This window comes from Actinomyces dentalis DSM 19115 (assembly GCF_000429225.1).
Classification (GTDB): domain Bacteria; phylum Actinomycetota; class Actinomycetes; order Actinomycetales; family Actinomycetaceae; genus Actinomyces; species Actinomyces dentalis.
Genome location: NZ_AUBL01000070.1, coordinates 1 through 14,546 on the forward strand (window position 1 = coordinate 1; position 14,546 = coordinate 14,546).

Here is a 14,546-nt window from a genome sequence, read left to right on the forward strand (position 1 = left end):
CCCACCGCCGCATCCCCACCCTGCACGCCATGACCCGCAACCAGCCACGAAACCACCCGCAGCCGCTTGACACACCACATAGGGGCACCCCCCCCCGCTCCTTCACCGAACCTTTCTCACCAGGAGGGTCTCGGGGTTCGCCAGAGGGATCCCGGCGGGCCGGGCAGGCCGGCGGCGCCACGGCCCGCGAGATCGCAGTTGTGCTCGTCGTGGCCGCCCTCGGCGGGGCCCGCGGCGCCCGTTCAATCTACCGGAGGGTCGGTTGTCCGAATCTGTTGCAAAGGCCCCGATCAAGCCGAGGCGCCGGAGAAGAAACGTTGATATTCCGCGCTTCTTCTCGCCGCCGATCCCGCCGCGGAGCGCCTTTGCAACAGATTCGGACACGATCCCGCCCCGTGCCGTCCCAGGAGCCCCACCCGCACCACCCCGCGTCCGCCCACCTGCACCATCACGCCGATCCCGGCCGGTCCCGGGGTCTTCCTGGTGAGAAAGGCTCAATGCCGGAGCGCATGAGCGACTTGGGCCTATCATCCAGCCATGGCAGAGAGAACCTTCATCATCGGTGCACCCATCGACCAGAGCAGATCGTTCATCGGGCAGTTCTTCGCCCACGAGGGCTGGACCTGCACCCCCAACCCCAACGGCGGCATCCACCTCTCCCGCGGCAAGAAGGGGTTGTCCGTCGTCATGGGCGCGCTGGCCGGCAGCAATTTCTACCTCTCCCACGACGTCGACTTCAGCACCGGGCCGCAGGGGGAGACCATCGCGGTCTACCGCTCCTCCTCGGCCAAGGCGATGGTCGGCGGGGCCATCGGCGTTCACAAGTCCTCCTCGGCGCACAACGAGTACGCCAATAAACTCGCCCAGGCGCTGCAGTACCAGGGAATTCTCCTGGGCGTGCAGTAACCGGCGTTCGTCTTACGGGTCCGACGCCGTCGCACACCCCTCCGAGCCCGTTGCGCCTCCGGCCGGTGGCGAACGGGCGTCGGAGGGGCCCCGCGCCGCCGCCCTCCGATGTTCATCGGGGGCGGCGGGTCGGGAAGTCTGCGGCTCAGGAGTCCCGGCGGCCGTAGTGGTAGCCGACCATGGTGGCGACCAGCGTGAAGAGCGGGGAGGTGAAGGTCGTCCAGTCCTGGAGGGGCGCCCTGATCACCAGCCACCCCACCGCGCCTATGGCAACAACGCCGACGAGGGCGCCGGCCAGCATGTAAGCGATCGGGCCTTGGACGTTCTCCCGCTTGCGCGTGAGCGATGGCTCCCCGCGGACGTCGCTGGTCGGGTCCGCTTGAGACGCAGGGAGACCAGTCTCGCCTGCATCATCGTCATTGTGAGGCCCTATCAATGCGGTCATGACTCTTCCTCCCTCCTGGACTCGGGGCCCCGGACCCGAAACGCAGCGGGCGGGCACCCCCCCAGGTTGGAACGCCAACGGTCTTACATTCAGCAGACTCTACCCTCGTAGGCCTGAGAGGAAAGTCATAGGAAGGAGGAACGGAGCGCGGATCCCGCCCTTCCAGGACCCGCGCTCCGTCACGGCTCGGCGCTGCCCGCCCGCCGGGCCAGCTGCGATTGGACCAGCGCCGGGCTCCGCGCTCGCGGGGGCGGGCCCGCGAGCGCGGCCGCCGACGGCGGAGGAGCGACCGACTCGACCGCACCTCCGCCGTCGGCCCGCCGCCCAGTGAGCCGGCCGCTCAGGCCAGCGGCTTGCCCGCGACCTCGACCTCCTCGGCGGGGACGACGACGGTGACGATGGAGTCCGCCGGCGCCGTGAAGGACACGTTCTTGCGCCCGATCCCCACGACGATCCTCTGCGGCGTCGTCATGTCGTTCTGCGCGGCGACCACCACGGACCCGTCCGGGTTGTGGAAGGCGAGCAGGTTCTCGTACCCCGTGTAGGACAGCGAGGGGACGAAGCGCGCCCCGGGCTGGACGAACCCGGACAGGTGGCGCAGCACGTGGTACTCGTAGCTCAGCCGCGCGGTGCCGGCGTCGGGGTCGACGACGACCAGGGAGTTCTGGCTCCACCCCCAGCGGGAGACCCCGCCCTCGTCGAGCGCGAGGTTCCAGTAGTCGTAGACGGATGCGCCGTTGGTGAAGTAGTGGCGCATCATCGTCCAGGCGTAGCGGGCGTAGCGCCAGTCGTTGCGCCCGTCGCCGCACTCCTGCTCGGTCTGATAGATCCTGAGCCCGGGGTGGGCGTGGTGGATGAAGGGCACGGCCCGCTTGCCGTCCCACTGGAAGCCGACACCGCCGATCTTCGGCCCGACCTGGGGATCGGCCAGGACCTTCTCCACCATGGAGTCGTCGGGCCGCTCCATGGTGCCGAAGAAGACGTCCACGCCGCGGCGCTCCATCTCGGGGATCAGACGGCGCAGGAACTTGACCAGCCCTTCCGGGGTCCACGTGCAGGCCGGGTAGATCTGCGCGGAGTTGAACTCGTTCTGCGGCATGACCATGGAGATGTCGATGCCGCGCTCGCGGTAGGCGTCGATGAAGGCGCCGAAGTAGCGGGCGTAGGCGTCCAGGACCTCGTCGGTGAGGACGAGCCCGTCGGTGCCCTCCTCGATCTGGTTGTCCGGGTCGAGGCCGTTGTCGAACCTGGTCTGCTCGCTCATGGGGTTGGGGGCGGCGCAGGCGTAGTGCTTGTTGCGCTTGAACCAGCTGGGCGGCCCCCAGGGGGAGGCCCACAGCCTCAGGTCGGGGCGGTGGGCCAGGGCGGCCCTGATGTAGGGCACGAGGGTGGCCTCGTCGTGCTCGATGCTGAAGTGCTCCAGGGCGTAGTCGCCGTCGACCTCGTCGTAGGAGTACCAGTCCACCGCGAAGTCGTTGGCGCCCACGGGCATGCGGCACACGGACAGGTTCGCGCCCGCCCCGGGGGCGAAGATCTGCCGGAGCACCTCGGAGCGCTCCTCCTGGCTCAGGCGGGACAGGGCGACCCAGCCCAGTTCGTTGAAGCAGGCGCCGAAGCCCTCCACCTCCTGGGCGGGCTGATCGAGGCGGATGAAGGCGCCGGGGAAGGCGGTCATCTCCTCGATGGAGACGGGCTCCTCGGGGGTGAACCAGGGGTCGTCCTCGGTGGTGGCGTAGAACTGGATGTCGGTCATGGTGTTCTCCTCGGGGTGGGTTCTCTCGGGTCGGTTCTCGCCGCGATGGGGGACGGCCGCGCTCAGTCCCGCTCGCCCTCGACGATGAGCACTCCCCAGGCGGGGACGGTGACGTCCGTTCCGGCGGCCAGCGCGCCCCCGGCGGGCCGGGCGGTGCCCAGGACGTCGCGCCCGCCGACGGGCAGCGTCACCCGGACGGCGTCGCGCGAGTAGTTGAGCAGGTAGGTCAGGGGGCGACCGGCCCCGTTGACGCCCTTGCGGACCGTGACGGTCCCGGCCAGGTCCGCCGCCCAGTCGGTCGCGCCCGCGCGTCGGGCGACCAGCCGCAGGAGGGCGCGCGTGAGCGCCGGGCTCGTCATGGTGGCCAGGTGGGTGATGGATCCCCGCCCGACGGCGCGAGTGGCGATGGCGGGCCCGGACCAGGCGTGGTGGTCGTAGACGGCGAGCACCTCGACGTCGGACCCGCCCTCGCAGGCGGCGGCGTCGACGGGGGTGAGCAGCTCCATGAAGGTCGAGGCGGCCAGGTCCGCGCCGCCGGCCGCCCCGCCGGCCGCCAGCTCCTCGGCCAGCGCCCCGCACGGGGCCAGCGCCACGCCGTCGGGCCGGGTGAACTGGTCGGTGCCCAGGCCCAGCAGCGCGCTCAGCCCGTGGGGCTGGCGGTCGGTGAAGACCTGCACGTTCTCGTCGGCGACGCCGGTGCGGAAGGTGGTGACCAGGTGCCCGCCGCCGCGCACGTAGTCGCGCAGGGCCGCGGTGGTGGACTCGGGCGTGACGTACAGGGCCGGGGCGATGAGGACGTCGTAGCGGGCCAGGCGCTCGGCGTCGGCGTCCGCGGGGACGACGTCGGCCTCGAGGTTGAGATCGAACAGGGCGTCGTAGACCCAGCGGAAGACGTCGTTGTAGTTCGCCCCGCCGCCGGAGTAGCGGCGCGGGAAGCCGGACTCCAGGCCGAACCACTCCAGGGCGGTGAGCGCCTCGTTGGAGATCATGACGGCGATGCGGTTGCGCTTGGTCAGGCCGGTCAGGGCGTCGGCGTGCTCGGCGATCTCGCGGCCGAAGTCCGCCGCCTCCCGGTAGGTGGGGTTGGGCGAGTAGTCCTGGGAGAGCAGGCCCTTCCAGTAGGTCTCGAAGGAGTTGTGGAGGGAGCCCCAGTGCCAGTACATGACGCCCATCGCGCCGGAGGCCAGGTGGGAGTAGGCCTGGAGGCGCAGCTGGCCGGGGTAGGGCAGCCAGCCCATCTGCCCCTGGGCCTGGGTCTCGACGACGAGGTAGGGCGCGCCGCCCTTGAGGGAGCGGGAGATGTCCCCGCCGAAGCCGATCTCGTGGCCGGTCAGGCGGTCCTCGCCGGGGTGGTAGATGTCGACGCCGGCCAGGGTGACGGCGTCGGCCGCCTTGAAGTGGTCGACGGCGCCCTGGACGCCGAAGGAGTGCCCGCGCCACTCGTAGTCGAAGTTCTGGGTGACGAACTGGTCCTCGCGCCGGTACTGATCGACCAGGCCGCGCTGCCAGGCGAGGAACTCGGTGACGAGACCGCGGCGGAAGGCGTCGAAGGCGGCGGCCAGCGAGCCGTTGATCGTGCCGGTCACGTCGGGGAAGTCCTCCCAGGCGTTGATCCGGTTGGCCCAGTAGTTCAGGCCGAAGGCGGCGTTGAGGGCGTCGAGGTCGCCGTCGAAGCGCTCCTTGAGGGAGTCGACGAAGGCCCGCTGGATATCGGCGTTGGCGGCGTCGTAGTACTTGGTCTCGTTGTCGAGCTGGAAGCCGACGACGCCCGGGCGCGGCGCCGTGCGGGCGACCAGGGCCCGGATGGCCTCCTCGGCGTAGCGGCGGTAGGCGGGGGCCAGGATGTTCATGTTCTGGCGAGGCCCATACTTGTTGGCCCCGGCGTCGGTGACGCCGAGGACCTCGGGGTGGCGGGCGGCCAGCCAGGTGGGGATGGCGGCGGTGGGGGTGCCCACGATGACTCCCAGGCCGTGGGCCTCGGCGGCGTCGATGGCGCGGTCGACGTGGGTGAAGTCGAAGACGCCGGGGGCGGGGTTCCAGGTGCCCCAGGTGAACTCGGCGATGCGGATGGTGGTGAAGCCGGCCTCGACCATCATCTCCATGTCGCGCGTCAGGCGGTCGGGGCCCGCGGAGGCGGGCGTGTACTCGTCGTAGTAGGCCGCCCCGAACAGGATGCGCCCCCCGGTCGCGGGGGCGGGGCTCGTCTGGCTCGTCATCGTAACCTCCTGCGGCGCCGTCGCCGCTTATCTAGTGATTACTAGATAGTAGATCGGATGGGCGCAGAAGGGAAGGGGGTCGCGGGATGCTCCTCGGGGCGGGGCGTCTGCCACGCCCCTTCCCGTCTGCTACGCCCCTTCACCCTCTGGTGTACGAGAAAAATGAGCGTGGCGAAGGGTCAAGGGACGTAGCAGGGGGAAAGGGGCGTAGCAGACGTTCTCGACGTCCACCCGGCGGGTCGGGCCGCGGGTCGCGGGTCACCCGGCGAGTCGCGCGCCGCCCGGCCGACGGCGCGGGCCCGCCTCAGGCCGGGACGGCGCGGGCGGACAGCACGCCGTCGATGGCGCGCAACTGCCCCAGGATCTCGGCGTCGAACTCGCCCACGACGTCGACGAGCGTGACGGCCAGCTCCCCGCGGGAGCGGTTGAGCAGGTTCTCGATGTTCCGCCCCGCCCGGGCCACGATCGTGGAGACCTGGCCGACCATGTTCGGCACATTGCGGTTGACGATGATCAGGCGGTGCGTGCCCGGCTCGCGGACCATGACCGCCTCGGGGAAGTTGACCGAGTTGTGCACCTGGCCGTCCTCGAGGAAGCCGCGCAGCTCGTCGGCCGCCATGACCGCGCAGTTGCGCTCGGCCTCCTTCGTGGAGGCGCCCAGGTGCGGCAGGGAGATGCACTTGGGGTGCTTGTGGACCAGGGTCGAGGGGAAGTCGCAGACGTAGCCGGTCAGGCGGTCCTCGTCCAGGGCGGTCACAACGGCCTCGGTGTCGACGATCTCGGCGCGGGCGAAGTCCAGGATGACCGCCGTCGGCTTCATCATGGCGATCTTCTGGGTGGAGACCAGGCCCTCGGTGGAGGGGATGAGGGGGACGTGGACGGTGAGGATGTCCGCGCGCCTGAAGACCTCGTCGATGCTCTGGGCGCGCTCGACCTCGCTGGACAGCAGCCAGGCGTGCTCCACGCTGATCGCCGGGTCGTATCCGACGACGCGCAGCCCCAGGCCCAGGGCGGCGTTGGCCACCTGCACGCCGATGGCGCCCAGGCCGATGATCCCCAGCGTGCGCCCCGGCAGTTCGAAGCCGACGAAGCGCTTCTTGCCGGCCTCGACGGCGGCGGCGATGGCGGCGTCGTCGCCCTGGAGGGTGTGGGCGAAGCGGGCGGCCGGGATGAGGTTGCGCGAGGCGATGAACAGGCCCGCCAGGACCAGCTCCTTGACGGCGTTGGCGTTGGCGCCCGGGGTGTTGAACACCGGCACGCCCCGCTCGGTCAGGGCCGCCACGGGGATGTTGTTGGTGCCCGCGCCGGCGCGCGCGACGGCCAGGACGGACTCGGGGATGGGGGTGTCGTGGAGCTTGGCGGAGCGCAGGAGGAGGGCGTGCGGGTTCTGGACGCCGGCGCCGACCTCGTAGCGGTCGTCGGGGAAGCGGGACAGGCCGGCGGCGTCGATCGCGTTGAGGGTCTGGATGCGGAACTGCTTGGGGGTCATGTCGGGTCGCCTCTCAGGCCTTCGTGCGCTCGAATTCGGTCATGTAGTCGATGAGGGCGGCGACGCCGTCCATGTCCATCGCGTTGTAGATGGAGGCGCGCATGCCCCCCACGCTGCGGTGCCCCTTGAGGTTCGTCAGGCCCGCGGCCTCGGCCCCGGCGAGGAAGTCGGCGTCGAGGGCGGGGTCGGCCAGGGTGAAGGGGATGTTCATCCGGGAGCGCGAGCGCGTCTCGACGGGGTTGGCGTAGAAGTCGGAGGCGTCGATGGCCCCGTACAGGCGCTGCGCCTTGGCGGCGTTGCGCTCGCCCATGGCGGCCAGGCCGCCGGTGTCCTCGATCCAGTGCAGGATGAGGCCCAGCAGGTAGATGGAGAAGGTCGGCGGGGTGTTGAGCATGGAGTCCTTGGCCGCCATGACCGTCCAGTCCCAGATGGCGGGCACGTCGGCGCGCGGGCGGCCCAGCAGGTCCTCGCGCACGATGACCACGGCCAGGCCCGCCGGGCCCAGGTTCTTCTGGGCGCCGCCGTAGATGACGCCGAAGCGGGACACGTCCAGGGGGCGCGAGAGGTAGGCGGAGGAGAGGTCGGCCACGAGGGGCACGTCCCCGGCGTCGGGGATGTAGGGGAATTCGACGCCGCCGATGGTCTCGTTGGGGGTGTAGTGGAGGTAGCGGGCGCCGTCGGGCACCGCGAAGGAGCCGGGGTCGGGGGTGGTGGTGTAGGAGGAGGCGGCCTCGTCGGCGATGACCTCGACGACGGCGCCGGCGCGGCGGGCCTCCTTGATGGCCTTGGCGGACCACTGGCCGGTGTTGAGGAAGGCGACGGCGTCCCCGCGGGCGGTGAGGTTGGCGGGGATGGCGGAGAACTGCCCGGTGGCGCCGCCGGCGAGGAAGAGGACGCGGTAGTCGTCCGGGACGCCGGCGACGGAGCGCAGGGCGGCCTCGGCGTCGGCCGCGCACTCGATGAAGTCCGCACCGCGGTGGGAGACCTCCAGGACGCTCATGCCCGAGCCGCGCCAGTCGGTGAGCTCGGAGGCGGCCCGCTCGAGGACGGGCAGAGGCAGCTGGGCGGGGCCCGCGGAGAAATTATGCACGCGCATGGGGGCAGAGTAGCCGGGATGCGGCGGTGGGCGCACGAGCGCCCCGCGCCCTGCACATCGCCGGCCACGGGTCTGTGCGGCCCGCCGGCTCCGGCGTTCCCACCAATAATGATGCTCACCACGGCGGAACGCGCTGCTCATTCGCGTCGTGTGCCCGCGCTACCATTGCCGATAATGCTGGTAACAGAGGCAGTTCGGACTGGCAGCACGATCGGTGGGAGCGAACGATCCCGAGAGGAGTGAGATAGGTGGCACGAGCAGACCTGCTTCTCGACCTGGTCGAGGCCGAACGGCGCGGCGACCGGGATCGCTTCCGGGTCGTCGTCGAGGGCCTCATCGCCGAGGAGCGCGCCAACCAGCACCACCTGCTTGCGGACCGCCTGTCCGAGATCATCACGACGACGGGGCAGTGGCTGCCACGTGACGACCACGCAGCATCGGCGCGTGACCTCGTTCACGAGGTGGTGGCGCGACGGCGTCTGGAGGACCTGGAGCTGGCACCCGTGCCTCACCGTGTCATCGCCGAGCTCGTCGAGGAGCAGCAGCGGGCAGACCTGTTGCGCAGCTACGGGATCGAGCCCCGGCATCGGCTCCTGTTGGCGGGCCCGCCCGGCAACGGCAAGACGAGCGTCGCCGAGGCCATCGCCGCTGAGCTCATGCTGCCGCTCTACGTCATCCGCTACGAGGGTGTGGTTTCCAGCTTCCTCGGCGAGACCGCGGCCCGTCTGGACAGCGCCTTCGAGTTCGTTCGAACCCGCCGCTGCGTGCTCTTCTTCGACGAGCTCGACACAATTGCGAAGGAGCGGGCGGACGAGCATGAGACGGGGGAGATCAAGCGCGTCGTCTCCACTCTGCTCCTCCAGATCGACCGCCTGCCCCCGCACGTCGTCCTCGTGGGCGCGACCAACCACAGCGAACTTCTGGACCGGGCGGCGTGGAGGCGGTTCCAGGTGCGTACAGAGCTCGCCCCGCCCTCCAGAGCGCAGGCGACCAGGTTCCTGGAGCGGCTTGCGAACCGGTTCGGCGGGGATCTCGGGTACGCGCCGCGCACACTGGCCGACAGGCTCGCCGGCGCGAGCTACGCGGAACTGGAGGAGTTCGCCATGGACGTCCGACGTCGAACGATCCTTGAGGCGCCTGGCGCCGATACGCGCCGGATCGCGAAGGAACGCCTTGAGCACTGGCAGGGCTCGGTGCGGTCGTGACCGATCAGATGCGGCCGCTCCTGGCGTTCAACCCTCCGCGCGTAGCCAACCGCGAGTCGCAGTCACGTTGGATCCCGACGCCTGCGGGACCAGGAGGTCAACGGCAGGGCGAACGCCTGAACCCGAAGTTCACGGAGCTTGTCAACGCCTTCGACGCGCAGCGCGTGGCAAGCGGAGTCGGCACCCCGGCCGAGACGGACCCATCCCTCGTCGTCGTCCTCGACCTCGCCGGCTCCGTTCATGACTTTCACAAGGCTGTCAAGAAAGTTGAGGGCCTTGAGTTCCTCGCCGAGATAACCGGCGACGACGCCGAACCGGACGACGACTTCTACATAGCGGACGGCAAGACGGGCCGCGCTAACAAACCGGTTCCGCACTCGCTCTACCTGGTGATGTCGAACGCCAAGGCGATCGACCAGATGCTCAGTCTCTTCAAGCGATGGCAAAAGGATCCGAAGACCACTTTCGAGCACGGTCTCAACAAGTTCAAGAACGTCTTCGCCCAGTTGGTGAACCTGCGCCGTTGGGGACCTGAGGACCGCGTGCGAGAGACCGGCCTTCTCGACCACTGGCGCGAAACGATCGCCATGATCGGCCAGTCCCACAGTAGTCCCGTGCGGGTGGAGATCGAGTTGTGGTACCACCGTGACCGTGGGCGACGGGTTGCCGCCGAACGCACCGTCACGCAGATCCTGAATGACTGCGACGGGAAGGTCGTCAGCCGGGCACGGATCGAGGAGATCGGCTATCACGCCCTTCTCGCAGAACTTCCTCGCCAGCAGGTCGAGGACGTCATGCGTCAAGGTCCTCAGGCGATCCGGATTCTCACAGCGGAGGACGTCATGTTCGTCAGCCCCTTCAAGCCCATGAGCATCTCGTCGCCTCACCCCTCGGAGACCGGATCCGCTTCTTTCCTTACCGAGGGCCCCAGAGACAGCAAGCCACGGATCGCGCTGTTTGACGGGCTTCCCTTCCAGAACCACGACGCCTTGGCAGACAGGTTGATTGTCGATGACGCCGACGACGTCGCGGACGGCTACCAGATCGCCGCACGCTCCCACGGCACCGCCATGGCGTCCCTCATCATCCATGGGGATCTCTCCGCCCCGGGAGAACCGCTGCACCGCCCGGTCTACGTGCGACCGATCATGCGCGCCGAGGAAACGGTGCCCGGACAATCTGCCGAACGCGTCCTGCCCGACACCCTGTTCGTCGACCTCCTTCACCGTGCCGTGAGGCGGCTCTTCGCAGGAGAGTCGGGACGGGAGGCATGGGCCCCGAGCGTACGTATCATCAACCTGTCGATCGGGGACGGTGCCCGTCCTCTCGCGCGGAGAATGAGTCCCGCTGGGCGGCTGCTGGACTGGCTCGCCCTCGAGTTCAACGTCCTGTTCATTGTCAGCGCGGGAAACCATGCCGACCCGATCTCGCTTCCCCGGGATGCGACGGCGGACGCGAGCAGCGCCAGGTCAGCGGTGGAGCACGCGGTCCGTGACACTGAGATTCTCCGTGGCATCCTGCCGCCAGCGGACTCCATGAACGCGTTGACCGTCGGCGCGGTCCACGCCGACGCGGCACCCGATCCACCCGAATCCGCGACTGTCTGGGATCTCACCAGGCCCGGCGCACCTGCGCTGTACTCAGCGACAGGACCCGGCGTCGCACGCTCGGTCAAGCCGGATCTGTACCACGTTGGCGGACGTCTCCTCTTCGCCAGGCCGCTGCCGTCATCGGACGCCATGGTCAACCTGCAGGAGGCTCGGACGGGCCGGACGGGTCCCGGTGTGCAGGTTGCCGCGCCCTCTGAGGGAGGACGGACCAACCGGACGGCCTTCGGCTGCGGTACAAGTCATGCCGCGGCACTCGTGACACGCGAGGCCAGCTCGCTCTTCGACATCCTTGAGGCGGAGCCCGACGAAGGCGCGCGAGCGCTCCCTGACGACCTTCATCCCCTTCTCGTTCGAGCACTGCTCGCCCACGCCTGTTCCTGGGGTGACTGGGGGACGGCAGTGTCCCCACAGTCATCACGTAAGGCGCTGACTCCGCTGTTCGGTTACGGCCGGCTTGACCCGGAGCGCGCTCGGGGCGCGGTCAACCGGGCGGTGGTCATCGCCGGCAATGAGATCGGCGTTAATAAGCGTCACACGTACGAATTGCCGCTACCCTTGTCGATCCGCAGCAAGGCAGAATGGCACCGGTTCGTCATCACCCTCGCCTACTGGGCGCCTACGACCCGCGGTCTCAATACCTATCGGGCGGCCAAGGTCTACTTCAATGCGCCCAACATGAGCTTAGGAAACGGAAGTCGGATTGACGCCGACTATTACGCCGTGCAGCGCGGGAGCCTCCAACACGAGGTCATCGATGGCAGCAAGACAATGAGGTTCGGCGACGGGGACACCTTCCCGATCCACGTCGAGTGCATGCGTGACGGTCAGAAGGCCGGCCATATCGAACGCATCCGCTACGCCCTTGTCGTCTCGGTCGAGACAGCGACCTCCACATCATCAACGATCCACGACGAGGTTCGCTCGGGCCTTATCCGGCAGCGCGTCCGGAGCACCGCTCAGCAGCGTGAACGGGTGCGTCTGACCTGAGTCGTCTCACCGACCTCACACCGCTCTGAAGACGCCCGGACCGCGGCACGTACCTCAGTCTCGAACGGTCAGGGGCGGCAGGCCCTCCACGATCTCCTGGGTGCGGACGGACACGGTGGTGACGCGGGCGATGAGGTCGAGCAGGTAGAGCGGCTGGGCGGGGGCGCCCGGCTCGGCCCCTGCACCCTCGTCCATCCAGGCATTGGGGTCGTTGACGATGCCGGAAGCCTTGTCCGTCGTCACCCGATAGCGGTCGATGAGCCAGTCCAAGCCGCTGCGCGAGCCGAGCAGGTAGTGCTGCGCCACCTCGGGGATACCGGAGACGGTCACGTGCTCGTTGTAGACGATGCTCGTCTTGTCATTGATGCTCTTGCCGTCAACCCGGGTCTTGGCGTAGCGCATCTTGGTCACGCGCAGGAGCGCGGGCTTGATCCGCAAACGCTGCGCCCACGCCAACTCGGTGCCGTCCACGGTGAGCGTAAGCGGCCAGGGCTCGACCTGCTCGTAATCGAGGTGCAGGTCCGCCAACCCTCGCCCGGCCGTGGCGAGGGCGATGAAGTCCTCGCGCGTGGCCACGAGCGGCAGGCGCGGCAGGGACTTCTTGAGGTCCGCGGCGTAGCGACTGCGGTACTCCGGATGATGCAGGAGGCCGTAGACGTAATAGAAGATGTCCGCCTTATCGACCTCGGACCCGTAGGCGGCACGGTAGGTGAGCAGAGTGGCGTCGGTGATGTTGTCGACGCGCCGGTAGTTGCCGATGACCTCGCCTTCGGTTTCGACGGCGGCCGAGGATGTGGGCGACCCAAGGCCGTCGAGGTCGAAGCCGTCATCCCCGGCGGCGTGCCGACCGGAGACCTTCTCCCACGTCCAGCGGGGGAAGAACTGGCCCGTATCCAGCAAGTGCAGATTCGGTACAAAGTCAACAACCAGAGCGCTGAAATCATGGTGTGAGCTCACACCGGTCAAGTAAAACCCCAGATTGCCGTGCGCCGGTGTGGGGAACACATTGTAGAGCCCGTACACCATGTCATTGAGTGATCGATCAAAACAAACATGTTGCTTCACGAAGGGCCGGTACATACCCAGGAACAGACGACCTGGATCGTACGAATACCGACGACGCTGGACCACATGAGTCTTGTCTGCTCGGTTCCAGGAGAACAAGCTTGGATCAAGGAACTCCGGCTCGGCACCACGTCGCGCCTGCTCGTTGTAGTAGTCCACCATCCTGGCCACTCTCTCCGAGAGCTGCGGGAGGGAGTACGAGTAGACCCAGGCGTCACGGGCGGTCGCAAGCCCACGGCTCCGCATCCGGAATACCCCATTCTGCTCGTTCTTCCCACCGATCGGCTGCCAGGTCCCGTACCTGGGGTCGCGCTGGTTGACCCAGTCGCCGGCCTCGTTGGGGACCAACTCGTCCCAGTCCATCTCCTCCAGGCGCGAGCCCTCCACGATGGCGAGCTTATCCTCACGGCTGAGGTAGTCGCCGATGTCCCGGTAGTGGATGACGGCCGGACCCGTGTGGGCGGGATCCTTGACGAGGAAGGTCACCGCCACAGTCGCCCGCGAACTCGCCCCAAAGACCTTACCACCCTCCTTCCGGGAAAGGTCCCCTGCAGTGCGCTGGTTGCCCCGCAGGTTAAAGACGTAGACGTGCGCGAACTCCTCGACCAAGCTCAAGCGCACGCCGTCGGCCGTGTTGGCGTCAATGAAGCCGCCGTTCGTCACAAAGCCGATGACCCCGGCGTCGCCCAGACGGTCGCTCGCCCAGCGGATGGCCCGCAGATAGGAGTCGTACAACGAGTTCTTGTTGACGCCGGTGGATCGCTTCGCGTAGGTCTCAGTGATCCGCCAGTCCAGGCAGGGGTAGGGCTGGTTGGCATTGTTTTCATTCGCCGACTTCTGTCCCACCGAGTACGGCGGGTTGCCCACGATGAGGCGGATGTCCAGCGCCCGCTGCGCCTCGGCACGGTCGTTGTTGGCCACGAAGATGCTGCGGTCCAGAACGTCGTCGTCCTCACCCATCTGGAAGGTATCCGTCAGAACGATCCCATCGAAGGGCACATAGGGTGCGCTGGCCTCTTCTCCACCGCGAGTGCCACCAGCGCTGCCGACGCCGTCGTCGGAGCTCCCGACCTCCGCCTCGACACCCATCGCGCAGTCGCGATACGCCACCTCGATGTTGGCGGTCGCGATGTAGTAGGCCAGCAGTAGAATCTCATTGGCGTGCAGCTCACCCGCGTACTTGCGCGCCAGGTCCGAGGGCGAGATGAGCCCGGACTGCAGGAGCCGGACGATGAAGGTGCCCGTCCCGGTGAAGGGGTCGAGGATGTGCACCCCCTCATCGGTCACGCCGCGCCCGAAGTGCTTGCGAGACAGCCAGTCGACGCTGCGCAGAATGAAGTCGACGATCTCCACCGGCGTGTAGACGATGCCCAGGGACTCCGCCGTTGCGGGGAAGGCCTGCTTGAAGAACTTCTCGTACAACTCGGTGATGACCCTCTGCTTGCCCTCAGCATTGTCGATACCGGAGCAGCGCTCACGCACCGAGGCGTAGAAACCGTCGAGTTTGTCGGTCTCAGCGTCGAGGTTCGCGTCATCCAAGACGGCAAGCATGTGACTCATGACCTGCGCCACCGGATTCTCGGCACCGAAGTCGTAGCCATCGAACACGGCGTCGAAGACCGGCTTGGTGACCAGGTGCTGGGAGAGCATGTCGATGGCCGAGTCCTGCGTAATCGAGTCATTGAGCCTTTCTCACCAGGGTTCGTGTCAGGAATCGTGCCAGAGGGTGATGATGACGAGGGCGGCGGCCATGATCGTGGTGATGGTCGCGGGG

Annotated in this window: 9 protein-coding genes and 1 pseudogene; 3 read left to right on the forward strand and 7 right to left on the reverse strand. The window is 68.2% G+C overall.

The genetic code is table 11. The features are described from left to right. Positions 1–537: 537 nt before the first annotated feature. Positions 538–906, forward strand: a complete 369-nt coding sequence (locus G446_RS0112540) for a hypothetical protein (protein WP_026410400.1) — start codon at positions 538–540, stop codon at positions 904–906. Between the two features lie 145 nt (positions 907–1,051). On the opposite strand, the gene G446_RS20140 is transcribed toward G446_RS0112540, so the two are convergent. From G446_RS20140 to serC, 5 genes are all read right to left on the reverse strand, one after another. Then, positions 1,052–1,207 (reverse strand): hypothetical protein, encoded by a 156-nt coding sequence (locus tag G446_RS20140; RefSeq protein WP_156916671.1) that lies wholly within the window; start codon positions 1,205–1,207, stop codon positions 1,052–1,054. Between the two features lie 484 nt (positions 1,208–1,691). After that, positions 1,692–3,104: a glycoside hydrolase family 30 protein gene (locus G446_RS0112550; RefSeq protein WP_026410402.1), complete on the reverse strand. Its 1,413-nt coding sequence runs from the start codon at positions 3,102–3,104 to the stop codon at positions 1,692–1,694. Positions 3,105–3,166: 62 nt separating this feature from the next. Further along, entirely contained in the window at positions 3,167–5,320 is a 2,154-nt protein-coding gene (locus G446_RS0112555; protein ID WP_051285997.1) for a beta-galactosidase, read from the reverse strand. Positions 5,321–5,624: 304 nt separating this feature from the next. Continuing rightward, positions 5,625–6,809, reverse strand: a complete 1,185-nt coding sequence (locus tag G446_RS0112560) for a phosphoglycerate dehydrogenase (protein WP_026410404.1) — start codon at positions 6,807–6,809, stop codon at positions 5,625–5,627. Positions 6,810–6,822: 13 nt separating this feature from the next. After that, positions 6,823–7,905 (reverse strand): 3-phosphoserine/phosphohydroxythreonine transaminase, encoded by a 1,083-nt coding sequence (gene serC / locus G446_RS0112565; RefSeq protein ID WP_026410405.1) that lies wholly within the window; start codon positions 7,903–7,905, stop codon positions 6,823–6,825. A 248-nt stretch (positions 7,906–8,153) separates the two neighbouring features. On the opposite strand from serC, the gene G446_RS0112570 reads away from it, so the two are divergent. Further along, a complete protein-coding gene (locus tag G446_RS0112570; protein ID WP_026410406.1) occupies positions 8,154–9,110 on the forward strand; it encodes an AAA family ATPase in 957 nt (318 codons plus the stop codon). After that, positions 9,107–11,707 carry a S8 family peptidase gene (locus tag G446_RS0112575; RefSeq protein ID WP_026410407.1) on the forward strand — a complete coding sequence of 867 codons (2,601 nt, stop codon included), beginning with the start codon at positions 9,107–9,109 and terminating at the stop codon, positions 11,705–11,707. The genes G446_RS0112570 and G446_RS0112575 overlap by 4 nt, the downstream gene beginning before the upstream one ends. A 54-nt stretch (positions 11,708–11,761) precedes the next feature. On the opposite strand, the gene G446_RS17870 is transcribed toward G446_RS0112575, so the two are convergent. Further along, on the reverse strand, positions 11,762–13,861 hold the full coding sequence (locus G446_RS17870) for a type ISP restriction/modification enzyme (protein ID WP_425393888.1): 2,100 nt from the start codon (positions 13,859–13,861) through the stop codon (positions 11,762–11,764). A gap of 366 nt (positions 13,862–14,227) precedes the next feature. Next, positions 14,228–14,449: pseudogene (locus G446_RS21575) on the reverse strand (hypothetical protein); the annotation flags it as partial. Positions 14,450–14,546: the final 97 nt, after the last annotated feature.

Bases quoted from the DNA above. Each gene is read 5' to 3' on its own strand.
- G446_RS0112540 (WP_026410400.1), top strand. From the start codon at position 538: ATGGCAGAGAGAACCTTCATCATCGGTGCACCCATCGACCAGAGCAGA.
- G446_RS17870 (WP_425393888.1), bottom strand. From the start codon at position 13,861: ATGGGTGTCGAGGCGGAGGTCGGGAGCTCCGACGACGGCGTCGGCAGC.
- G446_RS0112560 (WP_026410404.1), bottom strand. From the start codon at position 6,809: ATGACCCCCAAGCAGTTCCGCATCCAGACCCTCAACGCGATCGACGCC.
- G446_RS0112550 (WP_026410402.1), bottom strand. From the start codon at position 3,104: ATGACCGACATCCAGTTCTACGCCACCACCGAGGACGACCCCTGGTTC.
- serC (WP_026410405.1), bottom strand. From the start codon at position 7,905: ATGCGCGTGCATAATTTCTCCGCGGGCCCCGCCCAGCTGCCTCTGCCC.
- G446_RS20140 (WP_156916671.1), bottom strand. From the start codon at position 1,207: ATGCTGGCCGGCGCCCTCGTCGGCGTTGTTGCCATAGGCGCGGTGGGG.
- G446_RS0112555 (WP_051285997.1), bottom strand. From the start codon at position 5,320: ATGACGAGCCAGACGAGCCCCGCCCCCGCGACCGGGGGGCGCATCCTG.